Source organism: Mucilaginibacter sp. R-33 (assembly GCF_049949235.1).
Lineage (GTDB): Bacteria > Bacteroidota > Bacteroidia > Sphingobacteriales > Sphingobacteriaceae > Mucilaginibacter.
This window is the reverse complement of sequence record NZ_CP188089.1, coordinates 2,211,727-2,237,515: the sequence shown is the minus strand read 5'-3', so window position 1 is coordinate 2,237,515 and position 25,789 is coordinate 2,211,727. Positions and strand designations below refer to the sequence as shown.

Below are 25,789 nucleotides of genomic sequence, written 5' to 3'. Positions count from 1 at the left end.
CGCCGTGCTGTTAATCGGAGTAACCTTCGGGCGCTTCTCAATGATCGAAACTGAAATCTTTCGGTGCGGCAATACCCGCCTTGCTTAAGCATAAGTTTCACGGCTCATCTAAACTTTAAGTACAACGATATATTCCATTAATCATTGGTGTGGTTCGCTCCTGTATAAATGGTCGATTTCTATCGATGTATGCATGCTGCGTCGACTGTAACCGGTACAACAGGTCCGGGTTGGTTTGTTATTGAAATGCGCCCGCCGCCGGCGTATTTAGACTGCATTTATTCATTCAAATAATTTACAAAATGTTATTATCAAAGGGTAATTTCTGACTAAATGGCAGTTTAATATCTGTTTACATTTGGTTAACAGCAAGTTATTGTAGGGAATTAAAACAGCCATTACAAAACTAAAACTGAATACCCGGCAGTAATATACCGATTCAACGGCGGTTAAACTGATTATTTAAAATTAAGATTTGCCTATGACATAACAACAAACGGTGGCATTCCACAGGTGTTACCAGTACATCAACCTGTTAATTAAAGTTCAATATCCACTAATTAAATTTAAACATCAACGAAATGGGAAAACGTTTACTAATTTTAATGCTTTGCTACTTCCTCTGCAATAGTGTTACAAAAGTTCTGGCGCAGACCAATGCCGTAACCGGCGTAGTTAAGGACAACGAGGGTAAAGCGGTGCCGGGAGCTACTGTGGCCGAAAAAGGAATGGCCACTAACGGTACTACCACCGACCTTAATGGTAAATTTCAGCTTACCTTAAAGGGCAATTTAAATACTATCACCGTCAGTCTAATCGGTTTTAGACGGCAGGAAATTAAAACGGACGGCAAACCATTAACAATAACCCTGCAAATTCAGGAAAATTCTTTATCAGATATCGTTATTGTAGGCTACCAGAAACAAAACAGACGGGAAGTCACCGCGGCGGTATCTTCTTTAAGTGGAAAGGACATTGCCAATATACCGGCAGCAAGTTTCGATCAGACGCTTCAAGGGCGCCTTGCCGGTGTGAGCGTTTTGTCAAGCACCGGCGAGTTGGGGTCAAAGCCCGCTATTGTAATCCGGGGGTCAGCCAATATAGACTTTGGGAACGCCAACGGTGGGAACACAGGACCCCTATATGTCATAGACGGTATTATTTTCGACGTCAATGCTATGGGTAGCGCTTATGGGAATAACAATCCTTTATCACTCATCAACCCTAACGATATTGAATCGATAGATGTGCTGAAAGACGCTTCCGCGGCTGCCATATATGGTGCACGGGCGGGTAATGGGGTAATTATTGTAAAAACAAAGTCAGCCAAGCAGGGAAAGCCTCAGGTTACCGTATCCGCTTTTGTAGGTTCGGTTACCGAGCCTAATTTTATCAAAGTTTCGACGGGAGCGGCAGAGAGGTCGCTTAAGCTTGCATTGTTGCAGCAGCTTACCTATGGTGACCGGCAACTGGGTGTCATACCGCTGGCTATAACCGATAGTCTCAATTCTGCTTTTAACAACGATGTTGATTGGCAGGGCTTGCTTGTTCGGCAACAATCATTGGTCAATAGCCAGGATGTGGCAATTTCTGCGATCACTGGTTCGACATCGTACCGGCTATCTATCAACCACTACAACGAACAGGGCGTTTTGCACGGTTATGGGCTGGAAAAGTTTTCTCCTCACTTAAATCTCACGATCAAACCGTTGAAAGGCATGGAATTAACTGCCGACCTGTTAATGTCTTCTCAGCGCCAGCAACATGGGGTTGGAGGAGCAGGGGCCAATCTTTTTGGTGCATGGAATTTTCCAACTTCTTTTGCACCGTTGACACAGGCCCAATATGACGTTTACACCGGCAAAAAACACTATTATGATGATGATCGTACATTTTCAATTATCGGCTCTTTACAATTGAAACAACAGATCACTGCTGACCTTATGTTTAACAGCACCTACGGGTCGACCAATTATACCAATAAATACGGTTACTTTTCTCCGGTTGAATTAAATGGCACATTAAATACAGCTTACGATATTTATGCCAGCAATCCATCCTGGTCATTTGAGAATTTTCTGCAATACAACAAACGGATTGGCAAGCACAACTTTCTGCTTGCCGCAGGGGCTTCGCTCTATAGCTATGAAAGTTACTATAATTATGCTTCTGCAGCAGGTATTTCCGTTTCGGGGATAAGTACCGTCCAGACCGTCCCTCCGGGAACGAACCTGAATGCGTCTACCTCTTATCAGCGAAAAACAACCGAGTCTTATTATACGCGTGTTAACTATGATTATGCAGGCAGGTACCTTTTAACCGCCAGCATACGCAGAGACGCAAGTTCTATATATAGTTCAGCCTATAGATGGGCCACTTTTCCAGCGGTTGCTGCCGGGTGGATTGCTTCGGACGAATCATTTTTTGAGCCAATAAAAAAAACTGTCAATTTCTTTAAGATCCGTGCAAGCTACGGCATAACCGGAAAAGATCCTGGGCAATGGTATTCTAAATACCAGTCACTGTCAAACGATGCAAGCTACTTCGGCGGTACAAACGGAACAATTAACAACTTTGGACAGTTGGGTGGAAATGCCAGCACTTATAACGGCACTACGGTTGTATCTCCTTTTTCTTATTACAATAACTTTTCGAACTATGGAACAAAGGCAAATTCAACGGTAAGGTGGGAAAGGGACCCCCAACTGGATTTTGGTGCTGATGTGGAGCTTTTTAACAGCCGGGTTAATTTAACTTTTGACTGGTACAGGAAAGATTCAAAAGATGTATTCTTCTATAATGTCCCCGCTCAGGCGACGAGTGGCTATCAATATCAATCCGGTAACTATGTCGACTTGCGTAACCAGGGCCTGGAGTTTGCTGCTAACATCAACGTTTTAGGTGCCAAGTCCCCTTTTCAGTGGAACTTCAACTTTAACATTTCCTTCAACAAAAACATGGTGACCAAATTGCCAAATAACAACCGCGATTTCTTGTTTGATGTGCCATGGTTTTACAAAACATTAACCTTAGGCAAACCGATATTCAGTTACCGGATATTCCATACCAACGGTGTTTATGCCACAGATGCGGAAGTTCCTATTGATCCGACTACGGGCGCAAAAGAAACCGCTAACGGTGTGCCATTGAAAGCCGGTGGTCCGAGATATGTCGATGTAAATGGCGATTATAACATTAACAATGACGATAAGTATGACGGAGGTAACCCCAATCCTAAATACACAGGGGGGCTCGGTAGTACATTCCGATACAAACGCATTTCGCTGAGCTTCTTCGCATCGTATGTCTTTGGAAGGAAAATATTAAACGGAGCGCTTTCCGACGAGTTAAACGGCAGCAAATACCCAGGTAGTTATGGTACTACAGCGGGGCCGGCTACCTATGTCAGCCTGCTTAACCAGTTCTGGCAAAATCCTGGGGACCAAACTAAATATGCGAGGTTAGTTTACAGTAACGCGGACGCCAACGTGAAGGATCCCTGGAATATAGGAAACGAATACTTTGTGGAGGACGGAAGCTTTGTAAAACTCAAAAACGTGACTTTAGGCTATGATCTGCCAGACAGATGGATCAAGAAACTCGGTATGAACAGATTTAATATATACGTAATGGGCGACAATCTGGCCATGTGGAAAAAAGCCAAGGATATAGCAGATCCCGAATTGGTAGACCCGACAACAGGCTCCGCAAACATCATATATCCGACAGCGGCGAAATTTACCCTTGGCGTTAACATCGGTTTTTAAAAGAGCGGGATAAACCTTAATTCTAGTAAATAACTTATAAATCATACTCCAATGAAAAGAAAATACATATTGATATATATTGTGGCTGCGGCGTTATTTACTGCTTCCTGCCGCAAATTTCTTGATCAAACGCCCGTAAGCACACCTACAGATGCTACTACATGGCAAGCCGACGGTGATGCGAATACCGGCGTAGCGGCTTGCTACTCCCTGATCAGAGCGGCATTTAACGCTTCCATAGGATATTATGCATATGGAGATCTTGCGTCGGGCGAATTCAGCAGCTCCGACCAGCCCGACTTTCAAAAAGTGATAGACTTTAACCTTGGCGCGGGAGTAGCTTCAACGGCTACCGATAACCCGTTGTTAAAATTAAGGTTATGGACTCCTTTTTTTACCGCCATTGCACAAAGTAACAGGGCAATATCGTTCATTACAGCCATGCCGGTCACCGTTTTTAACGGGGCATCAGATGCTGAAAAACTTGCCCAAAAGAACAAATATCTGGGCGAAGCTTATTTTACCAGAGCATTTTGTTATTTCACAATGGCCAGGATATGGGGAGATGTTCCTTTGGTGTTGGAGAATAGCGACGCGACGGCGGCACAACAGTATGCAAGGTCTCCGCAAACTGATGTGCTTAAGCAGGTAATCAAAGATGTTAGCCTGGCCATTCAATACCTAAATTGGAAGGACAGTGGTTCGTCTGATCGTTCAGTTCGTGCAGATAAGGGTGCAGCTTACGCTTTGCTAGCTCATATTTACGCATGGATGGGTGATTATCCTGCCTGCAATACCGCCTGTGACGCCATTATTAACTCCGGATCATATTCCCTAATGCCTGCAGCATCCTTTATGGATATCTATAAAGGCCAGTCGCAGGAAAGTATTTTTGAAATTGCGCAAAACACGCTGACGGAAGGTTACAATGCAAACGTTTATTACACCCTGGCATCCCAGACACTTACTGCTCCTTATTTAAATAACACTGTTCCTGTCTGGCATGTGAATAATTCGCTTGTTCAGAGCTTATACAACGATACGGCTGACGTACGCTTAAAAAAGGGATTTATAATAGTAAAAAATGGAACGACATCTTTTTACGAATGTGTCAAATATACTAACATTCAAACAGTTAATAACAATACTGCGTTAAAGGTTGCGCTTAATAATATAGTGATATTCAGGCTGGCTGATATCATATTATTAAAAGCAGAGGCACTAAGTGCAGGGCAAACCACCAACTATGCTGCAGCGTTATCTCTTGTTAATGCGGTACGCAGTGCCAGAAATGCCAAACCCCTGGCCGGCGTCTCGGGCACGGCAGTTGTTCAAGCTGTAACCGATGAAAGAGGGCGTGAATTGTTCCTGGAAGGTCATAGAACATTTGACCTGATCAGGCTGGAAAGAATTACGAAGGAACAACAGTTTGACAATGTCACCCCGGGTGAATTTGCGGCAGGGAAAACTTATTGGCCTATCGATCCAAATTTGTTTCTCAATAATTCTAAAATTATCCAGACCCCGTTCTGGATCGGGAAAGTTAATTGATCCACAAATAAATAAAGACATACGATGAAAAAATCAAATCATTATTTAAGTGTTGTGCCAGTGGCACTATTGCTCCTGTTTTGTTTAGGTGCCTGTAAAAAGAATAGCTACCTCACCGACGGTGGACTTCAAAAAGCTGCAACTCCGTTCTCAACATATGATTATCTGAAAAACAACAAATTTCACCAATTTGATACCTTGCTTACTTTAATTGATTTCTACAAATTAAAGGACAGCATAAATAACAGCAAGACCTTCTTCGCACCGCCCGATATGGCTATCAACTTGTTAATGAAAAGAATAACTATAAAGAGAGAAGTAGATGGTGCCATACTTTCCAGTCCAATCACCACTCTGAAACAGCTTACAGATTCTGTCAGTGCCAATCTGTTTAAACAATATATGTTTAACCACACCATTACGCTCGACGGGGCAGGTATTACAGCGGTTTCTTACACCAACAAAGCGGGTTCCGCGGCTCCGTGTGCTATAAAAAAAGTTGCAGGAATAAGCTCTGTCTATTTGTCCAACAGCGCTTTAAGTTATAATTATTATACGTTAGAGTATGTAGTGGTGAACGGTACGATAGATGGCCCCTCCGGTCCGTCTCCAGGCGACCTGGTCGACGCAAATTTACCCTGCCAGACGTCAGGTATCCAAACCAGTACGGGCACCACGCTTCACGTGCTGGCTAACTTTGCCGTATTGAGAAAGTTATAAAATAAATTATCAACGTATTTAAATCAATTATCATGCGTAAGAATTTTACATATTGGATAGCAGTAACGCTGCTGCTGACGATAGCAACCTTCAGTTGCAATAAAATAAAAACAGGGTTTATAAGTGACAACATCTACTATAATGTCAATCCGTTTACTGTAGCACAAGGAATTACAACCGTGTCCGCCGGCTTAGTGATTGATGGCTCCACGACACCCGTCAATGTAAAATTGCTGGCAGTCAAAGATATGGCAACAGGCGCTGACGCTTCTAAATATCTGCTGACAAAGGATACTGTGCGGGTATACAAAGGCAATGTTACTGCTGACGACTCTACGATTGCATTGTTGAGTACAAAACTTAAGGATAGTACACTAGCTCCATTTAGTATTAATCCGATAGGTGGACGGCTTCAGTTTACGCAAGCATCCAAGTTTGTTCCTGTAGGGTCTTACAATATCGATTTACAGGTATCTAACGTCAGAGGAACACGGATATTAACGAACGCCTGCAAAATAAACGTAGTAGGCAGCATACCGGATACGGTAAGTTACAAAGCATATAACCATTCTGACGCAACGTATACTAACTTCGTGGGTTTTTCGGCTTCGTTATTAGATATTAAAGTTACCTATAAGCCGGACGGTCCGGACAAAATCATCTATGTATGGAAAGATAAAAATGGCAAACCTTGGAACCCGGCCAACGGGGAAGTTATCGGACGGCCTGGAAGACCGAATTTTTCGGACTTCGACCCCTATTATCCAGTGGCGAAAACAGATACCTCATTAGAATACAAGTATCCGGGTGGTGTTCCAGTTTTCCCGGTTTTTACCACTTCAAAAAACTATCCCGGTTTTGTCGGTGGACCTTATTATTACAGTATTGTTGGAAAGCACACTGATGTTGCAATGGCTGTTAATACGACTTTAACTGTGGGTTTTTTTCTGACAAAGGGAACTTTTGTTGTTACAACTACGGTAACAGACGTGACCAGAGTCCCTTAAGTAAGGTCATTTTCCGGCTGTATTCATTATCTCGTAAAGTGCAATCAAACTAGCATTTAATCCTTATCAATTTGCGCAAGACAATTCCTTGCGGTTCCTTTCAGGGAAGACCTTAAAAAAAGACTTTCTGTTGATCGGTGTATGTCTGCACCGATCAACAGATGGTGAACTTTTTCTTCTTTAATGGAGGCTATTCCGCGATTTCGCAACTTTTTGAGCATTTATTCAATAATAATCGGGATACAAAGGACTGAATTTGCCTTATTAATTAACCTACGCACGCACGACCCAAATTTGGTCGCTGTCATTGAGCCAATGAACCATGAGCCGGTCTGCTTTTGGAGCATCGCATAAATTAAAGACGCCTCACATAAGCTACTGCAAAGTTACTTTAATTTGTTTTAGGGTAACACCGCCCTTACGTATCCTTCCAGCCCGGATATAGCTGAACTGCCGGTTACGTACAACGGACAAATGTTCCTGGTACCGCCTGGACAACTGCCAGATGCATAGGGCAGGCCGGTATATTTTGAACAGCAATCTTTTTCTGATATGCGATAGCTGAATGACGTTCGACGATTACAAAGGCTTTCCTGCTGTTGTGCTTTTTTGTCTTAAGTCACCTATATGTCGAAGTTCTGTAACGACGAACCCATCGAAAAGGTCGCTGCTGTATTCCCATTTGTTGATCGTAGGGTAGAAGGTTATGGTATGCGTCCCCGCTTTCAAATATTACCCAAAGGTCCACCGGTTACGCATGCACTCATAACATCTATAACGTTTCAACGGAAGCCAAAACAGAAATGTCTTCATGAAAAACGTTCTGCGAATGCGTTCCATGTTTGGATCCGTTTTTTTTGCCACAAGGGCAGGTCTTTTTGGGAGCAGGGGCGAGTGCAACGATGGTAGCCGTGTAAAGGAGATTAGGCAGCTCCTCAAAAAAAATAGAAACATAATTGGTTATTCAAATATAGCAAATAGCTATAACTATCGAAAGACTCCCACTATATTTAATACCTTATTGACCTATTAGCGAGATCGCCTATGCTGTCGGTTACCTTAACTTTTCTGCCCACGATAATATCTTTATCAGTTGATTAAAACGAGGCCATCTAAATTTGCGAAACAATTGTCGTTGTGAAAACGATCATGACAAGCTTTATTGAGTCAGGCAGGTATCGCCAGCAAGGGAATATTTAAGCCCGAGGCCATCATCCGGGACCATCTGACTCTGCTCGGCATCGCCTTCGAGTCGGGATTCAATTCCAAAAGAACCTTCATCGGGTTTTTAAAGAAATGACCGGAAAGACCCCTGTGGAATACAAAAACAACCTGAAAAAAGAATGGCCATTTGATAAGTTGGCCACTTTGCCGCATCGGCGGCCGGTAATTGTGTTCGGAAAGCCCACCAAACCGGGTTCTCGAAAAATTAAAACACAATCGTATGTTCTGCAATTATTTTAAAACCGCATTCAGAAACCTTCAGCAGCGGCCTGGCCTGGGTGCTCATCGGCGGTTTAAGCAGCAGTATGTTCCTGACACTGGTTGTTGTTCCGGTGGTTTATAATGCGATGATGCGGTTGACAACAAACCTGGGTAAATTATGGGAAAGGTTGTTTAGTAATAAAACGGCTAAAACCGTGCTGCCTGCTACCATAGGTTTATTGCTGAGCTTTGGTCTGATGGGTCCTGCTCATGCACAGGAAAAAGTGCCGCTATCTCTGAAGCAAGCGGTAGTAGCTGGGTTGGACGCCAATCAGCAGATCAGGTTAGCACAGATCGATGCGCAGAAAGCAAAATATGGTTTAAAGAAGCGCAGTCATACCTGTATCCGCAGGTTGGGATTACTGTCGAATACGTTAGGAACATTAAACCGGCAGTTTTCTTTTTACCCGTGTTTAGTATTAATTCCGCTTCGCAGATCGTGTTTGATGACAAGCAATTACAGGCAATACCGGCATCATCCAAAAACGCGTATAACGGCAATGTCAATGTCAGCATGCCGCTTTTTAACCAGGAAATATCGGGAAATGTAAAGACAGCACACCTGGATGAAAGCCTGAATAATGCCAACCTGGAATTAAGCCGCTGGGAACTCGCCGATGAGATCAGAAAAGCCTATTTCAATATTTTAATCGCCCGGCAGAACCAGGTTTTGACCGACGCGTCACTGAAGCGCTCCGAACGTAATTTAAATGACAGCCGGCAATTATTTGTTAAAGGCTACGCCAATAAAAGCGATACGCTGGGCGCCTGGAGTAATGTGGAACTGATGAAGATCAATTGCAGTAAAGTAGGTACAGCCGTTAAGCAATCAGGTAATTACCTGAAATCTCTTTTAAATCTGCCGCTTGACAAAGATCTGGAACTGACAGACAGCATCGGTGTACAATTGGTAGGCGAACAACAAAACCTGATCAATGATACCCTGAAGGCCAATAACCTCAAGCGCCCCGATTTCAGGGCTAACGACTGGAAAACACAGATCGCACAGCAGCAGGTTAAAAACGAGCAGTCAAAATATCTGCCTTCACTGGCTTTCGTCGGCCAGTATACGCTGCAGGCACAGTCTGATAATTTCAATTTTGCCCGTTACAACGTACCCAACAGTTTTTATGTAGATGTACAGCTCAGTATCCCCATCTTCACCGGGTTCCGTACAGATGCCAGGGTTAAACAAAGCAAGCTGGCATTAGAGCAGGCAATCACAGCGCGCAGCGTATTAGAGAACCAGGCCAACCTGCAGGTGAGCAATAACCGCCTGGCTATTACAGAAAGTACGGAAAAGATAAAGGGGCAAAAAAATATCCAATATGCCCGGGAACAGGCACTGGCCTTTATAAAGGCAAGATGGCAAAAAGGTTTCGCCAAATATACCGATGTCGCTGACGCGGAACTGCAAATGGTACAGGCGGATAATGATTATACCCAAAGCGTTTTTGAATACCTCGCCGCGGTTGCCGGCTATTACAAGGCGACCGGGAACATACTTTAAAACTAATATGAATAACAGAATGAATTATTATAACTCGGGTATAAAACCTGTCCACCCGTTAACATCGCTCATGAACAACAAATGGCTCCTGGTATTGATATTTACGATTTTATCGGCCCACGCTGCCCCGGCGCAAAATTCCGACGATCATTCCACACGGAACCTGTACCTGGATTTTGGCGGCTCCGTCGGTGTTTTTATTCCCTACGATAATGTTAAGGATAAAAAAACAAATTTCGGTTCCAATGCAATGACTTCTTTGCAGCTAAACTATCATCAGAATTATTTTGTCAAGCTTCAGTTCGGCCAAACCGCAGTAAATTTTAAATCCCAGAATACATTGATGGCATTAGATCACAGATCGATGTCAAAGCCAATAGCACCAACCTGGGCCTAAGCGCAGGCTATCAGCATAGCTTTGGCCGATGGCAGCCCTTCGTGTTAGCCGGGGTAGGCGCTTCTTTTATTGATTACCCGGCTACTACGTTTGATAGTAACACCAATACCATCAACTACAACAATGTATCTGGTACTTACCTGTATGTCAATGCCGGGGGCCGGTATTAATTATAAAATATCTAAATCGTTTACCTTCTTTTTGGAAGGGCAGGGGTCCACCATACCCAACGTTCCTAAAAGTTCTAACACGCACCTGAGCGGTATCAGCGCGCTCATCGGTATCAAAGCCCCTTTATAAATTATAAGTATAACAGCCTTTTAAATTTTATGATCATGTGTAAATACACTTTTATGACTACCATGTTTTCAGTTTTTTTCGGTCTGATCTCTCATGCACAACAGTTGGCGATAACAGGCAAATGGCAAACTCCGGATAAAGATATTATCGAATTTTATCCCGAAGGACAACTGTTTACAGCCAGACAGATCAGTACCGAAACAGAAAAAGATAAAAATAACAACAACAAGATCATTGCTAAGGAACTGAAGCCGGCAGCGGCGAAGATTTTTGAAGGGATTGTGATCGACCCTAAAGATAATAAAACCTATCACGGGTGGTTTATTATCAACGATACCGGTACGGAACTGCAGCTCAAAGTTAAATGGGGCTTTTTAAGCTTTAATGAAACCTGGAAACGTGTCAATTGAACCATTCTGTTTATTTAATACAGTTATCCTTATTTTAACACATGCGCAAACACAGCTACCGGTTATTCAGGATTTACGGTTATCCGGGTTTGGATTGGTTTTATACCGGATCCTGACGCTGATCAATCCCTTCGAGCGGACTTTTAACAGTTGGCGTTATTATGCATTTGGCGATTTCCTCCTGGAGTTTATTTTCAGTTTGCCTACGCGGCCGTATTATTTGAAACAGGAATTCAGCTTACCGGGATGCTGAACAAATGGTATCCATGGGAAAACAGGTTTAAAAGCAGGTTTGGCATTCAGCTCGCGCTGCATATTGTCGTTATTTACATTATACTGCGTTTGTTCTTTGAAGTTAGGTTTCCGGCATATTTCGGTTATGATGAACTAATGGAAAGACAGACGGTTATCATCGGTGTAATATTTTCTCTTTTGGTCACAGCCGTTTTCGCGGCAGAACATTTCTTTTACAAATGGAACGATGCCAGGTTACTGACCCTTGAAATGGAGCAGTTAACCACGCAGGCTCAACTGGAGGCCCTTAAATTGCAACTTGACCCGCATTTTCTGTTCAATAACCTGAGTATCGTCACCGCGCTGATCGAAGATCAGCCCGCTGTGGCTGTTGCCTATGTCGCCAAATTATCCTCGATCTATCGGTACATGCTCACGAACCGGGCGCAGAACCTGATTCCATTGACAGAAGAGCTGGAGTTTATTAAGAATTATTTGTTTTTATACCAGATCAGGTATGGAGCAGGCATAAACGTCCGGATACGGGATATGGGAAAGGCGTTACATTCAAGTCTGCCTCCTTTAACGCTGCAGCTATTGATAGAGAATGCCATCAAACACAATGTATTCAGCACCGGCTCACCGCTGAACATCCATATCTATTTCCCCGGCGGAAATGCCATGATCGTAGAAAATAATAAAATGCCCAAAGCGACTACCGAACCCGGCACACAAATGGGGCTTAACAATATCCTGGACAGGTATCGTCTGATGAATCAGCAAGCGCCTGTTATTAAGGACGACGGTGCTTTTTTCAAGGTGGAAATACCATTAATCGATTCGGATAATTATTAAAATAGATATTATGCCAGGTGTTTTAATCATTGAAGACGAGCTGCCTAACATACAACGCCTCGAAAAAATGCTTCACGCTTCAGACGACAATATAACGGTGATAACGAGTATTCAAACGGTGCAAGCCAGTATCGAATGGCTGAAAACGCATGTGCAGCCGGATATGATTTTTATGGATATCAGGCTAACCGATGGATTAAGCTTTGAGATCTTTAACCAGGTAACCATCACGGCCCCCGTTATATTTATTACGGCTTATGACGAGTACGCGTTAAAAGCTTTTGAAGTCAATGGTATTGATTACCTGCTGAAACCCCTGGAAGCCGATAAACTGGAGAAAAGCATCCGCAAAGCCAGGTCACTTTCAAGATCGGGAAGTGATGAAAGCATACTGCAATTGATTAAAAGTATGCAGTCAAAACAACCTATTTACCGGACCAGGTTTCTGGTTGCTTACCGGGACCGGTATCCTCATTATCGGCGGGGACATTGCCTATTTTACTTCGGAAAATAAGATAACGTTTTTGGTTACGCACAATGCGCAACGATTTGTTGTAGATCAAACCTTGGAAATATTGGAAAAGGAGTTGGACCCGGAGATCTTCTCCCGGATAGGCCGACAATTCATCGTTTCATTAAAAGCCATCCATAAGATCCATCAGTCTTTTAACGGTCAATTGAAAATAGAACTTTTGCCACCACTGGATGAGCATGTGCTGACGAGCAGGGAGAGATCGACCCAACTCAAAAAGTGGTTGAACCAATAGGATTGATAGAGCAGCGAAAAACCTCATCGTTATTGGATAATGGGATTGATCTCATTCAAATCCTGATTTAAGAAACTAATTTAATGTTTAAAAATGTGCAGGAAGCTGGTATAGCTATCCTGTTGAATTACTTTGTCAAAAAATGATCCGTATAAAACTATAACTCCTAAAGATGGCCTGACCGCTTTTATAGACGTTCCGCATGAGCTTTGAAAAGCTTCGTAGATATGGGAATACAACCGTTTAACTGAACAGAACTTTAGGCAATTTAAAAAAGTATCTTTTCACCGTCCAGCGGGATCAGTAATTTGCTTTCGCTGATATGTTGCTGAATAGCCAACTGCCGTAAAGACGCTCTTGTGGTCCTGCAATGATCCAGGGCTTCCATATGCACGGCTATTACTTTTGCACTACCGCTTCGTTTTATCAGTTCCATCGTCTGTTTTTCTTCCATTAAAATAGGACTGTCTTCAAACCCGGGTACTACGGCACCGCCTGAGTTTGTTACGATGATATCCGGCCTAAACCTTTCGATGGTCATCGTTACCTCCAGCGTCAGAATGCTGTCACCTATGATATATATGGTAGGATATCCTTTCTTCTGCAGAATAAATCCCGATGTATGCCCCATTTTTTGGAGAATTTCCCCGCTGCCATGCTGCCCAACCGTCCGGCAAATGGTAATACCTTCCCAGGTGGTAGTGCATTCGATAACCCTTACATTCCTGAAACCCTTTCCCACAAAGAATTCCTTATCGGACGGCTGGATAAAAAAAGGAAGATTCTTATCCAGTACTTTCTGTGCCTTTGGATCCATGTGGTCGATATGTGTATGGCTGACCAGGACAAGGTCAAGTCCTTCCGTTATTTGTTTGATGCTGACAGGAAGATCGACGCCCGGGTTTTTGGCTATGCCGCCAAAAGATTCAAATGTTCCTTTTGCAGAAAACATCGGATCTACCAAAATCTTCTTGCCTCCATAATTGATAAGCAACGTGGCATTCCTTATCAATTCTATACTCGTTATATCTGACATACTTAACCTATTTTGTTCCCTGATTGAGGGCGCCTGAAAGCACCCGAGCTATTATGGTAATGAAAAATATGAGGCATTTTAATGCGCCCATATTTCCCTTAGCACGGACCGTAAATTATTCTGCGTTATAAAAAAACTCGTACTTCCTTGGAATATTCGGATCAATGGTATTGCCGACGTGACATTTCTCTTTCGCCGCCTTTTCAATAACGCCTTTTTGTTCGGCGGTATATTCCTTTCCCAAAAAGATCTTAACATTGATTTCGGATACTTTCGATTTAACATCGTCTATTTCATATACAATTTCGCTTCTCGCCGCCGGCGTTTCAAATTGATTTTTATGTGCTTCATAGTCTATTGTCCCCAGCAGACAGCTTCCATAAGCGCTAGCCAATAAATCAACCGGTGTAAAACGAACAGCATTTACGGTTATTTCTTCTTCATTTAAGGGGGATTTGGTTGTTGATTTGTATTTTCCCTGATATTTTACTTCGACTTTTTTTGACATGATTTTATTTTTTATAAAAGGGGACGCCATTAGCCGTCCCCTTTTTACAGGATAAATTATTAGTTAGTTTTAATTTCTGCCGGCCATTACGCCGCCATCTATGTCCCAGATCACTCCGGTAACCCAGCTTGCGTCATCCGATAAAAGGAACGCGATGATTTTCGCGATATCTTCCGGCCTGCCTACCCGTCCAATTGGGTGGAAATCATTGAAGCCCTGTAAGGTTTCTTCAATTTTACCTTCTTCAATGAACGAACCATAGATCGGTGTTACTACCACGGCCGGGGAAACCGCATTTACGCGGATGTTGCTGTCTGCCAATTCCATGGCCAGGTGTTGTGTTAAACTATGCAAGCCGGCTTTGGCCATAGAATAAGCGGATGACGGGGTAGCTTTGATGGCCTGTTTACCCCACATAGACCCGATGTTCACAATAGAACCGCCGCCATTCCCCTGCATTACCCGGACAGCTGCCTGGGTGATCAGGAAAAAGGCTTTGTTGAAGTTGTGGTAAACGTCGTAGTCCTGTTCAGTATGTTCCAGGAACGATTTTGGGCTGAAATAGCCTGCTGCATTTACCAGTTGTTTCAAATCGGGCATTTCAATTTGCAAAGAAGCGGCGAATGCTTTTACTTTATCTAAGTCGAAAAGATCTACGCCTTTCGTTTTTACCGCTCCAAACGCTGATAATTCCGCTTTTGCGTTGTCAAGATTTTTATCGGCTCTGCCGACAATGGTAACTTCTATTCCTTTTTGTAATAAAAGCTGCGCGGTGGCTTTTCCCATTCCGGTTGTGCCGCCAATAATTAATGCCTGTATCATGATTTTTTTCTTGAATTTTTATATTATGTTCATATCAATGACGAACCTGTACTGTACATCGCCTTTCAAAGTCCGCTCGAAAGCTTTATTGATATAATCGGGCGCGATTACTTCCACTTCTGAAGTGATATTGTTCGCTGCGCAGTAATCCAGCATTTCCTGCGTTTCGCCAATACTGCCGATCATCGAACCTACCACCCGTCTTCTTTTTGAGATCAGCATATATGCCGCAAGCTGTGGTGCTTCCGGCGGTACGCCGAGCAGTATCATGGTACCGTCCTTTTTAAGAAGGTTCAGATAAGTATTATAGTCATGTTTGGCAGATACCGTATCAATGATGAAGTCAAAAGACGAAGCAGCATCTTTCATCTGCATATTGTCAGATGTAAGCACAAAATGATCCGCGCCAAGTTTTAATGCACTTTCTTGTTTTGAGGGCGAGCCGCTCAGCACAGTAACCTCTGCTCCAAACGATGAGGCGAACTTAACGGCCATGTGACCTATGCCGCCCAGCCCTAACACGGCAACTTTTTGCCCTTTTCCTACTTTCCAATGCCGCAAAGGAGAATAGGCGGTAATGCCGGCGCACAGCAGCGGGGCTACCGCCGCTGAATCCAGGTCTTCTGAAACTTTCAGCACATATTGCTCATCGACAATGATACTGTCCGAATAACCGCCTTTGGTTACTGTCCCATCAGCTTTTTTTCCGTTCTGTGTTGGGGTAATACCGTTTTCGCAGTATTGCTCCTCCTGTTCGTTACAACTGCTGCAATGCCTGCACGAATCGATAAAGTAACCAACTCCTATCAGATCACCGGATCTGAATTTTGTCACATTCTCACCCGTTGCCTTAACTCTTCCGATGATCTCATGTCCGGGAACCAGCGGATACATCGTGCCACCGTATTCATTTTTTGCCTGGTGAATATCTGCATGGCAGATGCCGCAGTATAAAATATCTATTAACACCTCTTCTTTGCCTGGTTCAGCCCTTTCAAATTCGAAAGGTACTAACCCGGATGAAGCGTTATGCGCCGCATATCCTTTTGATTTTATCATAACTCTGAATGTTTTAAGTATGGAGATGCTGCCACCGACAGCATTTCCACAGTTGTTTAAAATTATTTCTTATGCAACCGAATAGATCCTGACATCAGGATTGTCTTTAAGAAAAGGTTTTAATCCCACCACAACATCGTTGTTGAAGAGTTCACTTGACAGATACGCGCCTGCATCTTCGGCAGAGTCAAAACCATGGAGAACCTGTACGTCCTCATCACGGATCAGCAGCTCTTTTGAGGTCGCTCCTTTGATGGTATTAAGGAACGGCGCTTTGAATTTTGTATAAACTCCGGCAGCATTTGCCCTGTCTGCCTCATCAATCTTTAAGGTGATCGCTAAATATGCTTTTGACATTTCTTTAATTTTTAATGATTATATATTTGTTTTAAATTGTGATACAAAGTTCCGTCTTAACTTCCGCTGATAAAATGGAGATATCGGTATTAAAATGGTAGATTTTGGAAAGAAGAAGGCTTGAACGATTACTCACTTCTGCCTGCCATTGCCCCGCCATCAACATCCCAGATAGCACCGGTGACCCAGGCTGTCTTATCCGACAACAAAAAGGCAATTGTACCTGCTACATCATCGGGCAGACCGACCCGCCCGATTGGATGGAACCCGTCGTACCGGTGCAGCGTTTCTGCGATCAGATCTTCCCGGATAAATGCTTTATAAATCGGTGTAATAACGAAAGCGGGGGATACCGCATTGACCCTGATGTTCCAGTCCGCGAGTTCAACAGCCAATTGTTTGGTAAGACCGAGCAAACCCGACTTTGCAACCGAATAAGCTGAGGCAGGGGCGCTTTTCAAGGCCTGGTTAGCGGAAAAAGAGCCAATATTGACCATTGAGCCGCCACCATTTTCTTTCATGATTTTTGCCGATGCCTGTATGATGAAAAAGAAAGCCTTCGTATAGCTCTGGTACCTGTCATAATCAGCCGTGGTATGCTCCATAAACGGTTTGGGGAAGAAATAACCGGCGGAGTTAACCAGATATCTGAGACGAGGCAATGAGATGCCTAGCTCCTTGTTGAAGCATTCGACATCTTTCATATTAGCCAGGTCCAAAGAAAAAGTGCGAACAATAGGGCCGATATCTCCCAGTTCTTTTTTTGCTTCCTCCAGGGTGCGAAGGTGACGGCCGACAAGTGTCACTTCAATACCTTCTTGTAACAACCTGGCAGCCGTAGCTTTGCCGATCCCGGTCGAGCCTCCTATAATTAATGCCTGTTCCATTTATTGTCCTGTGAATATTTGTTTAAGCAAAGTTCAACAGGGCGCCGGTCATATAAAATGAACAGATCCGAAAACAAATGGTACTTTTAGGAAACTGATCTGCGGAATTCGGACGGAGATATCCCGGTATGTTTCTTAAAATACTTTACAAAATAAGAAGCGTCATCGAAGCCCAGGCTATAGCCGATCTGGTTTACGTTGAGGGGGGAATGCAAGAGCATGCGCTGGGCTTCCAGGATGATCCGTTCCTGTATCATCAACGAAGGGCTCTTGCCTACCAGCTGATTGGTGAGGTCGGCTAAAGTCCGGGCGGATACATACAAAGCCTGCGCATACTCGGCCACAGTGAAACCTTTTTTATAATTTTCGTCTATCATGTTAATAAACCGCATGAGCTGAAGCCGCTTTTCGTCAATCTGAGAAGCCGCCTTTCCATCCTTTTCCTGGAACTCATTTCTGCGCCGTTGTACCTGGATCATAAAAGCTTTCAGGTAGATCCGCAGTAATTCTTCCTGGGCAAAGGCCTCAGGGTTGACCAGCTCGGCTTTCATCAGTTCCAGATATCCCTCTAAAATATGGTCTATACCGCTTCCGACACAACAGGAAGGTTGCTGGTAAGGGTTGTTAAACAGGTCATAATTCAGAAAGAATTCGAATTCACTGTCTTTTTGAACCAGAAAAGGTTCATTGAAATGAATCAATATACCGCGGTAATCCGGATTTCCGTCAAAATAATGAACCTGGTTTTTAGCAATAAAGAAAATGGAATTGTCTGTAACCTCATATTCCTTAAAGTCCACGAAGTGCCTGCCGCGGCCTCCCCTGAACCAGATGATCTGGTAAAAGCTATGGATGTGGGCTTTACTCGCATGTACTATATGTTCCTTTAAGTATTCGCCGAGATCGAACATAGTGAACTGCGGTTTCTTCGGCTGGTTCAGGTTAAGGTGGTATTCGCTTATTTTGTCTGTATCCTGTTTTTTCATGCTATGTAGTTCCTTATTATTGCGGCGTGCTGTGCAGTCACATCTAACCTGTACTGTTTATTTAGACATCTAAATTATAGATTTATATCCGTTCAACGATCAAACAATCCATGCAACTATTTTTCTTGCAGATATCTACCATTTCTTTTCCAATATGTCCGTTTTTATCATTCACCTCATACTTCAAATTCGCGTTATGAAAAAGAGCGAACAAATCATTATCGCCGGGGCAGGGTTAAGCGGACTGTCACTCGCGTATGAGTTAACTAAAAAAGGGATTACGCCTGTCATTTTAGAGGCGTCTGCCCGCGTGGGAGGAAGGATAGAGACCGTCGAGGGCACATTGGGAACACCGCTGGAACTTGGAGCTACCTGGTTCTCTGACCTGCACACTAATCTCTTGAGTCTGATCGATGAGCTTGGACTTGAAAAATTTCATCAGTTTGCCAGAGGCATTTCACTTTTTCAAACCAAATCTTTCGAGCCGCCGCAAAAGTTCTTTGTACCGGAATCCGAGTCTCCCTCATATCGCCTGGGCGGCGGCACTCAACAATTAATCGACGCCCTTGTAAAAAAAATAAAGAGCAATACCATCAAACTAAGTACAAAAATAAAAGCGATTGAAGATCATGGTGAAAGTCTGAAAATATTCACCGATTCAGGCGAATCTGTTTTTGCAGGGAAGGTTGTACTTTGTTTGCCTCCCCAGCTCATATCCGCTGAGTTATCTTTTGATCCTGCGCTACCTTCCAATATTACAGAAGTGTTGCCCGCTGTGCAGACATGGATGGCAGGTTCTGTTAAGTTCGCGCTCGAATATCCCAGCGCATTCTGGCGGAAAAACGGCTATTCGGGCATGCTTTACAGTCATGCCGGGATCGTCTCTGAAATGTATGACCATACCAACAAGGCGGGGAACAAATTCGGATTTACCGGCTTTTTAAATGGCGGGGCCGCATACTATAGTCAGGAAGTCAGGAAGGAATTGGTAAAGAAGCACCTGGTTGAGCTTTTTGGCGAGCAGGCCGCCGCACCTTCCGTATATCTGGATAAGGTCTGGAACGATAAATACCTGATATCCGGCAGCCCTGTCAACCAGCGGCCACACCAGAACAACGGGCACCCATTGTTGAAGCGATCCTATATGGCCGGAAAATTGTTATTTTGCGGAACAGAAACCGCCTGGCAATTTGGGGGGTATATGGAAGGCGCGGTTGCTTCCGCAAAGGAAACTGCCTTACGATTAGTTAAGGATTAAGTCTCGGCCCAAAATACTCACGTAAATGAAAAAGAACATAACCTACAAAATTGCTGAAAGCCGGGACGACTTTGGGCGCTGCAGAGAAATCATATTGGAATACGTGAAAACCCTGGGCGTCGATCTGACCTATATGGATCTTCCGAATGAGCTTTCCTCCATGGAGCAGAAATATAGTTCACCTGAAGGTGTATTTATCCTCGCATTTGATGGTGATCTGGTTGCAGGCTGTGTGGGAATCCGGAAGATAAATTGGGAAATGGCAGAATTGAAAAGACTCTACGTTAAAAATGTTTACCGCGGCCTGAAGATTGGATTAATTCTGTTACAGAAAGTGTTGGAAAGTGCGCAGCAACTGGGTTACAAAAAGGTTCGGCTAGATGTGATCCCTTCATTGCTAAAAGCGAAATCGCTTTACCATTCTTTAGGGTTTGAGGAAATACCACCCTATTTCAATAATCCGGTAATCGGAACGGTTTACATGGAAAAAAATATAAGCCTCCAGGAAAACCAATGATGAAAACAGGCAATCACATGAAGTAGCAGAAGCCGAAATGCTTTTTGACAGGGAAGAATTTCCCTTTAAACAATAGTTACAATGTTTTGGTTTTTGCACTCATACATCAGGACTTGAAAGAAAACTTGAGGCAATAGGTGTACAATTCGCCTTACAGGAAGTTGCCTGAAATTTTTTGCTCATGATGGCAAACAACAGGGGCTTCTCCCTGGTCCGGGTATGCCCCATTATTACCATTTATTTACGGTTATGTCCATTTTAAGCCATATCGTGTCCTCATACCTTTGTTCAGGTTATTTAGAAAGTAAGTTTATGTTAAACAAAATTAATTTAGAAGCCTTAAACGGCTATATCGAATCGATCAGAAGTAATGCTGATGAAGCAATTACCTCGGTAGGAGTTACCGCAAATTGGAAAGGTGGCGTCAACACGGAGATTACTACTCATCCCAAACAAGTAGGATCTTCCAAAATCGCCAGGCAGTTTTCTTTTATGATCGGGGAGCCGGAAGAGCTATTAGGAGATAATCTTAACCCTAATCCACAGGACTATATGCTTGCAGGTATGGCCGGCTGTATGATGGTTGGTTTCGTCGCCGGAGCGACAAGCAAGGGTATCCGTTTGGACAATGTAAGATTATCTGTTGCAGGTCATCTTGATCTGAGAGGGTTTCTTGAAGTGGACCCGGACGTAAGCGTGGGCTTTGAGGAATTACAGTTCAACTTTGAGGTGTCCGGAAGCGGTACGCAGAAAGATTATGATGACCTGGTTGAGCATGTCCGCAAGGTTTCGCCCGGCTACAGGACCATGGCCGATCCAGTGAAAATCACGATCAACAAGCAACTTTAACCCATGCTTATGGTTTGAAGGACCGGGCAAACCACCCGGTCTTTTCAGTGCAGATCATATGGGTTTTTACGTCTGTTCTCCTATTACAGCGCTGATTGTGGTTGCTACACAAAGAACAAAGCAAAGCTGTAATGCGACTATAAAAAGAAAAGAAAATGGTTTGTAATTCTACAATTAAATATAACAGTTATGAAAATAAAGATCTATCAGGTAGACGCCTTCACGGATACGATTTTCAAAGGTAACCCGGCAGCGGTGTGTCCATTGGAAGAATGGTTGGACGATGACATATTATTGCGAATTGCGAAAGAGAACAATCTCTCGGAGACGGCTTTCTATGTACGACGGGCTGCCGCTATCGAAATTAGGTGGTTCACACCCAATACAGAAGTCGACCTTTGCGGCCATGCTACACTCGCAACGGCTTTCGTACTGCATCAGTATGAAGACTTCAGCGATAACACGATCCCGTTCCATTCTCCACGTAGTGGTACCTTGCCCGTAACGGTTCAACGCGATAAATATGTACTTGACTTTCCGGCGGATCAGTTTTCTCCGGTAGGTATGACAGCAGAACTTTTAATGGCTACGGACAAGGTCCCCATTGCAGCTTACAAAGGCAAAACAGACTTCATGTTAGTATTTAAAGACCAGGAAGATATTGCCACACTGGAACCCAGGCTGCAGACGATCGCGAACTTAGATGCACGAGGGGTGATCGTAACAGCAAAAGGCGTTGATAGTGATTTTGTGTCCCGTTTCTTTGCACCCGCTGTTGGCGTAAATGAGGACCCCGTTACCGGATCCGCTCATACAACACTTATTCCTTACTGGGCAGCACAAATGGCTAAAACAGAATTTCTTGCCCGCCAGCTATCCGAACGTTCCGGTGAATTGCAATGCCGTCTGCTGAACAATAGGGTTAATATCAGCGGCCGGGCGGTATTGTATATGCAGGGAGAAATAATGATATGAAAGCAGGCTAATAAATATACACGGATGAATAAGAAATTCCGGTTATAATGTGTTTCAACTAACCGCAGTCTCGAAAAAGACCTTAACTAAAACAAGTCATACATACCAGCTACACGTGTTTCATCAATGCCTGAGATGGATAGCAAGCGGTCTTTAAGCGATGTAAGTACAGTCGTTTTTAAAGTCTCGGACGCTAAATATAAATCAATAAGACAATGGTGGGCTACCGGTACTTGTGACCTTTACAACAGCTGTTGGGTGGTGAACCCTGAGTTGTTTACTGAATGTATCAAAATCGTCTTAAGCAGGTTACAAAAACAGACCCGGAGATTTAAAGGTTACTGTGGGTTGATTATAATAGCTTGTAAATCAATATATTATTTATTGTTCAATATTTGAACGTTTTTGATATGAAATTGGTAACGGTGTATCCGAGAATGCAACTACTTTGCAATAGTTAAAACCAAGGTAACACCTTTATTAGATTTATTAGAAAACATTCTGTCCTGGCCTGGTCCATGGTCGTAGCCCTTGGCGGCTTCCTTTTTGGCTTTGATACAGCGGTAATATCGGGCGCTGAAAAATCAATTCAGCAATATTGGCACCTGTCAGTAGTAGAACACGGACTGACTATTTCTATCGCGCTTATGGGTACGGTAATAGGATCGTAGTACGCTTTTAAAAATGATAGGCCATGCCAGCTACCGTGTGTTTGATGTCAACCTGCGGACACCGCATTATTCAGTTGGCACCATTACCGATCTGCTGAACCATGCGGACCTCGTAAATCTAAATGCAGGCACGTTTTAATTTCTTCACGTCAGCATAGGCTAATCCAGTATAACAGCTAAACAAAAAAACATCACATAATTGCGTTAACCTGGCACTAACTAATTTTTTGTTGGCCATGGTTTCCAATTCTTGGCTTGAAAGAACTCTGATAACTTCTTTGATTTTCGACTTATAATTGATAAACGGGCTTTTCGGAAGCCAGTCATTAGCAACGCAGATATGAACTATTTTTTTCAGGTTTTTGATGTACTTAATTGCAGAATTATTGTTGCATTTCCTCATTGTTCGAAGGCAAAACTCCAATGAGGTTACAAACTCATGATCTAATTCACGGATGTTGATGTCGGAAATTTTGTACTTCCATTTAAGGAAATCTGTCACGTGTTTGAGGGTGGTTAGGTAACGTATAGCTGTGGCTGGCGCAAATTCTCGACCTATTAACGCCTCCATCTGGCGATTATGATCTTCAAATATTTCTACCAGCATACGGCAGGGTTCGGCCTTATCTATACCATTGATACGATCTTTTACTGATTATGAATTTATCGGAATTTTTTTCTCAATCATTTCGCGGTAAACCTCGTAAGGCTTTTGTTCGAGGGTTTTGAGATGTGCGTTAATGGAACGTGCATCGGGGTTATTTCCTGTTACTTTTTGGGCTAAAGAGTTCCACCTTTCGGGGTCAATAGAGCGTTTCGTCGCAATCTCAACTCGTTCTTTTTCTATAGTTATCCGCAGATAAATAGGGGCAGTCCCGCCGGACTGCATTTTTGTCCTTTTCAATTGGAACAAAAGAGCAAATGATTTAGGCATTCTAGTGCTTATTAAAGTGTTAAAATTCTTGCTTTATGCACCGGTAAATCAAATAGTTTCTTTTTGTATATTTATGTGATTTACAGATGCTACAAGCATTTCGAGAGACCTAAAGTAGGAGACCTAAATAGGTCTCCGAATAGGTCTCCAGAGCTATGCACTTTTAAAGACTGTTATGGATGATAAAACATAAAAAAACGCTATAAATGGTCAATTTATAGCGTTTTAGACTGTTGAAGTTCTGTTTTCGTGGAGCCGGAGGGATTCGAACCCTCGTCCAAACATGGTATAAGGTAAGCTTTCTACATGCTTAGCTTCTGTTTAATTGTAGGGAAGGGGAAGGTCAGTCGCTCACCTGTACCGTCTTCCTTAGGTGCTTTATCTTACCCGCTTATCACACCCTAAGCAGGCCAGTTTCATCTTTCGATGCCCCGGTTGCCGATCCGATGAAACGGAAAACCGGCGGGACAAAAGCTATGCTAATTCTAAATTAGGCAGCTAAGGCGTAGTTATTTTCGCCATTTGTAAGTTTGAGTGTTCAGATTAAAGCGCTAATTCACCCAACGCGCTGCATGCTTACCTACTTATCTCCATCCTGTCAATTCCGGTCGACCCCATTTATTGGAGCTTAAAGCTGAAAGGATAAAGCAAAAAGCCATCAAAGATATAAAATTTTAGCAAACTGGGCAAATTCAAACGCTTTCGGCCTTTTGCTTTAAGCTTTCAGCTACCACGCGGCCCGGATAAACTTTCAATGCTTCATCCAAACAAATCATCGCTTTTTTAAGCTCGTTGTTATTTAAAACGTATGCCATACGCACTTCATTTAGTCCCGCGCCTGGTGTGCTGTAAAAGCCGGTGGCAGGGGCCATCATCAAAGTTTCGTTGTTGAGGCTGAAGCATTCAAGCATCCATTGGCAAAACTTGTCGGCATCGTCAATAGGTAATTTGGCAACCACATAAAAAGCACCGCCCGGGTTAGGGCAATAAACGCCATCTATTTTGTTCAATGCACTAACAAGTGTGTTGCGCCTGCTGGTGTACTCTTTATTTACGGCTTCAAAATAGCTATCCGGAGTATCAACTGCAGCTTCGCCGGCAATTTGTTCAACCATGCCTGCGCTTAGACGGGCCTGGGCAAATTTTAAAGCCGTGACACGCAACTCTTTATTTTTAGTGATCAGGCAACCTAACCGGGCACCGCACGCGCTGTAGCGTTTGCTTACTGTATCTAGTACTACAACGTTTTCTTCAAGCCCATCCATGTGCGCCGGTGATATAAATGAACGGCCATCATAGCAAAACTCGCGGTAAGCTTCGTCCGAAAAAAGGTAAAGGTCATGCTTTAAAACCAGTTGCTTCAATGCTTCCATCTCTTCTTTTGAGTATAAATACCCGGTAGGATTGTTAGGATTGCATATGATGATGGCCCTGGTTTTATCCGTTATAAGTTTTTCAAATTCGCTGATGGGAGGGAGCGCGAAACCATTATCAATATATGACAATATAGGCTTAACCACAACATCGCCCTGACTTGCAAATCCATTATAATTGGCATAAAAAGGTTCAGGGATGATCACTTCATCGCCCGAATCAAGGCAGGCCATCATGGCAATTGTAATCGCTTCAGAGCCTCCTGTTGTAACAATAATATCCTCGGGAGTGATATTATACTCCAGTTTGTTATAATATTCAGTAAGCTTTTTGCGATAGCTTAATGTGCCTTCGCTTGGGGTATAGGCCCAAACCTTAAAATCAATATTTTTAATGGCATTCAGCATGCCATCGGGTGTAGCAATATCGGGTTGGCCGATGTTGAGATGATACACCTTTTTTCCATCCTGCTTAGCTTTATCAGCGTAAGGTGTTAATTTTCTTATCGGTGATGCGGGCATCCGTTGCCCTTTTTCAGATATTTTTGGCATCC

General features: G+C 43.3%; 26 protein-coding genes and 1 other RNA gene. 16 read left to right on the top strand and 11 right to left on the bottom strand.

Annotation, left to right across the window (positions count from 1 at the left end):
* Nucleotides 1–581 precede the first annotated feature (581 nt).
* From ACP26M_RS09575 to ACP26M_RS09525, 11 genes are all read left to right on the top strand, one after another.
* Nucleotides 582–3,767: a SusC/RagA family TonB-linked outer membrane protein gene (locus ACP26M_RS09575; RefSeq protein WP_426588301.1), complete on the top strand. Its 3,186-nt coding sequence runs from the start codon at nucleotides 582–584 to the stop codon at nucleotides 3,765–3,767.
* Between the two features lie 51 nt (nucleotides 3,768–3,818).
* The gene (locus ACP26M_RS09570) at nucleotides 3,819–5,318 is read left to right on the top strand and encodes a RagB/SusD family nutrient uptake outer membrane protein (protein ID WP_426588299.1); all 1,500 of its coding nucleotides are present in this window, start codon (nucleotides 3,819–3,821) and stop codon (nucleotides 5,316–5,318) included.
* 24 nt (nucleotides 5,319–5,342) lie between these two features.
* Nucleotides 5,343–6,038: a hypothetical protein gene (locus ACP26M_RS09565; protein ID WP_426588297.1), complete on the top strand. Its 696-nt coding sequence runs from the start codon at nucleotides 5,343–5,345 to the stop codon at nucleotides 6,036–6,038.
* A 32-nt stretch (nucleotides 6,039–6,070) separates the two neighbouring features.
* Entirely contained in the window at nucleotides 6,071–7,045 is a 975-nt protein-coding gene (locus ACP26M_RS09560) for a hypothetical protein (RefSeq protein WP_426588295.1), read from the top strand.
* A 1,663-nt stretch (nucleotides 7,046–8,708) separates the two neighbouring features.
* Complete coding sequence (locus ACP26M_RS09555; RefSeq protein ID WP_426589714.1) at nucleotides 8,709–10,040, top strand: TolC family protein; 1,332 nt, start codon at nucleotides 8,709–8,711, stop codon at nucleotides 10,038–10,040.
* Between the two features lie 7 nt (nucleotides 10,041–10,047).
* Complete coding sequence (locus tag ACP26M_RS09550; protein ID WP_426588293.1) at nucleotides 10,048–10,437, top strand: hypothetical protein; 390 nt, start codon at nucleotides 10,048–10,050, stop codon at nucleotides 10,435–10,437.
* A gap of 123 nt (nucleotides 10,438–10,560) precedes the next feature.
* A complete protein-coding gene (locus tag ACP26M_RS09545) occupies nucleotides 10,561–10,737 on the top strand; it encodes a hypothetical protein (protein WP_426588291.1) in 177 nt (58 codons plus the stop codon).
* A 35-nt stretch (nucleotides 10,738–10,772) separates the two neighbouring features.
* A complete protein-coding gene (locus ACP26M_RS09540; RefSeq protein ID WP_426588289.1) occupies nucleotides 10,773–11,147 on the top strand; it encodes a DUF2147 domain-containing protein in 375 nt (124 codons plus the stop codon).
* Between the two features lie 246 nt (nucleotides 11,148–11,393).
* Nucleotides 11,394–12,236: a sensor histidine kinase gene (locus ACP26M_RS09535; protein WP_426588287.1), complete on the top strand. Its 843-nt coding sequence runs from the start codon at nucleotides 11,394–11,396 to the stop codon at nucleotides 12,234–12,236.
* 10 nt (nucleotides 12,237–12,246) lie between these two features.
* A complete protein-coding gene (locus tag ACP26M_RS09530) occupies nucleotides 12,247–12,750 on the top strand; it encodes a LytR/AlgR family response regulator transcription factor (RefSeq protein WP_426588285.1) in 504 nt (167 codons plus the stop codon).
* Nucleotides 12,686–13,003 carry a LytR/AlgR family response regulator transcription factor gene (locus ACP26M_RS09525; protein WP_426588283.1) on the top strand — a complete coding sequence of 106 codons (318 nt, stop codon included), beginning with the start codon at nucleotides 12,686–12,688 and terminating at the stop codon, nucleotides 13,001–13,003. Before ACP26M_RS09530 ends, ACP26M_RS09525 begins: the two co-directional genes overlap by 65 nt.
* A 268-nt stretch (nucleotides 13,004–13,271) precedes the next feature.
* Here the strand turns inward: ACP26M_RS09525 and ACP26M_RS09520 are convergent, their stop codons facing one another.
* From ACP26M_RS09520 to ACP26M_RS09490, 7 genes are all read right to left on the bottom strand, one after another.
* On the bottom strand, nucleotides 13,272–14,039 hold the full coding sequence (locus tag ACP26M_RS09520; RefSeq protein WP_426588281.1) for an MBL fold metallo-hydrolase: 768 nt from the start codon (nucleotides 14,037–14,039) through the stop codon (nucleotides 13,272–13,274).
* Between the two features lie 115 nt (nucleotides 14,040–14,154).
* A complete protein-coding gene (locus tag ACP26M_RS09515) occupies nucleotides 14,155–14,547 on the bottom strand; it encodes an OsmC family protein (RefSeq protein WP_426588279.1) in 393 nt (130 codons plus the stop codon).
* A gap of 69 nt (nucleotides 14,548–14,616) precedes the next feature.
* Nucleotides 14,617–15,369 carry an SDR family NAD(P)-dependent oxidoreductase gene (locus ACP26M_RS09510; protein WP_426588277.1) on the bottom strand — a complete coding sequence of 251 codons (753 nt, stop codon included), beginning with the start codon at nucleotides 15,367–15,369 and terminating at the stop codon, nucleotides 14,617–14,619.
* 18 nt (nucleotides 15,370–15,387) lie between these two features.
* Complete coding sequence (locus ACP26M_RS09505) at nucleotides 15,388–16,428, bottom strand: NAD(P)-dependent alcohol dehydrogenase (protein ID WP_426588275.1); 1,041 nt, start codon at nucleotides 16,426–16,428, stop codon at nucleotides 15,388–15,390.
* Nucleotides 16,429–16,497: 69 nt separating this feature from the next.
* Entirely contained in the window at nucleotides 16,498–16,785 is a 288-nt protein-coding gene (locus tag ACP26M_RS09500; protein ID WP_426588273.1) for a hypothetical protein, read from the bottom strand.
* 128 nt (nucleotides 16,786–16,913) lie between these two features.
* Complete coding sequence (locus ACP26M_RS09495; protein WP_426588271.1) at nucleotides 16,914–17,672, bottom strand: SDR family NAD(P)-dependent oxidoreductase; 759 nt, start codon at nucleotides 17,670–17,672, stop codon at nucleotides 16,914–16,916.
* Between the two features lie 86 nt (nucleotides 17,673–17,758).
* Nucleotides 17,759–18,658 carry a helix-turn-helix domain-containing protein gene (locus ACP26M_RS09490; RefSeq protein ID WP_426588269.1) on the bottom strand — a complete coding sequence of 300 codons (900 nt, stop codon included), beginning with the start codon at nucleotides 18,656–18,658 and terminating at the stop codon, nucleotides 17,759–17,761.
* 196 nt (nucleotides 18,659–18,854) lie between these two features.
* On the opposite strand from ACP26M_RS09490, the gene ACP26M_RS09485 reads away from it, so the two are divergent.
* The 5 genes from ACP26M_RS09485 (at nucleotide 18,855) to ACP26M_RS09465 (ending at nucleotide 22,928) form a co-directional block, all read left to right on the top strand.
* Complete coding sequence (locus tag ACP26M_RS09485; protein ID WP_426588267.1) at nucleotides 18,855–19,916, top strand: flavin monoamine oxidase family protein; 1,062 nt, start codon at nucleotides 18,855–18,857, stop codon at nucleotides 19,914–19,916.
* 25 nt (nucleotides 19,917–19,941) lie between these two features.
* Nucleotides 19,942–20,433 carry a GNAT family N-acetyltransferase gene (locus ACP26M_RS09480; RefSeq protein WP_426588265.1) on the top strand — a complete coding sequence of 164 codons (492 nt, stop codon included), beginning with the start codon at nucleotides 19,942–19,944 and terminating at the stop codon, nucleotides 20,431–20,433.
* A 312-nt stretch (nucleotides 20,434–20,745) separates the two neighbouring features.
* The gene (locus ACP26M_RS09475) at nucleotides 20,746–21,282 is read left to right on the top strand and encodes an OsmC family protein (protein ID WP_426588262.1); all 537 of its coding nucleotides are present in this window, start codon (nucleotides 20,746–20,748) and stop codon (nucleotides 21,280–21,282) included.
* Between the two features lie 189 nt (nucleotides 21,283–21,471).
* A complete protein-coding gene (locus ACP26M_RS09470; protein ID WP_426588260.1) occupies nucleotides 21,472–22,257 on the top strand; it encodes a PhzF family phenazine biosynthesis protein in 786 nt (261 codons plus the stop codon).
* Nucleotides 22,258–22,775: 518 nt separating this feature from the next.
* On the top strand, nucleotides 22,776–22,928 hold the full coding sequence (locus ACP26M_RS09465; protein WP_426588258.1) for a hypothetical protein: 153 nt from the start codon (nucleotides 22,776–22,778) through the stop codon (nucleotides 22,926–22,928).
* A gap of 118 nt (nucleotides 22,929–23,046) precedes the next feature.
* Here the strand turns inward: ACP26M_RS09465 and ACP26M_RS09460 are convergent, their stop codons facing one another.
* The 4 genes from ACP26M_RS09460 to ACP26M_RS09445 all read right to left on the bottom strand — a co-directional run bounded on the left by ACP26M_RS09460 (nucleotide 23,047) and on the right by ACP26M_RS09445 (nucleotide 25,787).
* Entirely contained in the window at nucleotides 23,047–23,535 is a 489-nt protein-coding gene (locus ACP26M_RS09460; protein WP_426588256.1) for a site-specific integrase, read from the bottom strand.
* A 48-nt stretch (nucleotides 23,536–23,583) separates the two neighbouring features.
* Complete coding sequence (locus ACP26M_RS09455) at nucleotides 23,584–23,862, bottom strand: Arm DNA-binding domain-containing protein (protein WP_426588254.1); 279 nt, start codon at nucleotides 23,860–23,862, stop codon at nucleotides 23,584–23,586.
* Between the two features lie 247 nt (nucleotides 23,863–24,109).
* Nucleotides 24,110–24,478: a transfer-messenger RNA gene (gene ssrA / locus ACP26M_RS09450) on the bottom strand.
* 76 nt (nucleotides 24,479–24,554) lie between these two features.
* Nucleotides 24,555–25,787 carry a pyridoxal phosphate-dependent aminotransferase gene (locus ACP26M_RS09445; protein WP_426588252.1) on the bottom strand — a complete coding sequence of 411 codons (1,233 nt, stop codon included), beginning with the start codon at nucleotides 25,785–25,787 and terminating at the stop codon, nucleotides 24,555–24,557.
* Nucleotides 25,788–25,789: the final 2 nt, after the last annotated feature.